The 358-nt window shown below is 75.7% G+C and carries 1 protein-coding gene; it reads right to left on the bottom strand.

The genetic code is table 11. The features are described 5' to 3' along the window. The coding region (locus tag AOK23_RS49515) for a PP2C family protein-serine/threonine phosphatase (protein ID WP_240496306.1) at nt 1-358 on the bottom strand (358 nt) is incomplete at both ends.

Genomic DNA, 358 nt, shown 5'->3' with positions numbered 1-358 from the left:
CTTCCCGCCCCGTCACCCCCGACAGCGTTGCCATCCGCTGCGCGTCTGACCGGGCCCGGGTCCGCGGCCGGGACAGGGTCCGCGACAGGGCTCGTGTCGGCGGTCGCGCCCGCGTCCGTGTCGAAGGACTCCAGGATCGTCCTGATGCGCCGCCAGCCCGTGTCGAGGTCGTGGCCGCCCGTCTCGATGAGGCCGTCGGTGCACAGGAGCATCGTCTCGCCGGGTTCGAGGACGAGCCGGGTGGTGGGGTAGTCGGCGTCGGGGTCGATGCCGAGGGGCAGGCCGCCCGGCGTCGGCCGGACCAGGACCGTGCCGTCGGCCATGCGGATCGCCGGGTCCGGGTGCCCGGCGCGGGCGA

Origin of the sequence: Streptomyces torulosus (genome assembly GCF_001419765.1) — a bacterium.
Lineage (GTDB): Bacteria > Actinomycetota > Actinomycetes > Streptomycetales > Streptomycetaceae > Streptomyces > Streptomyces torulosus.
Note: the sequence above shows the minus strand (reverse complement) of the source record. Positions and strands in the feature narration are given on the sequence as shown.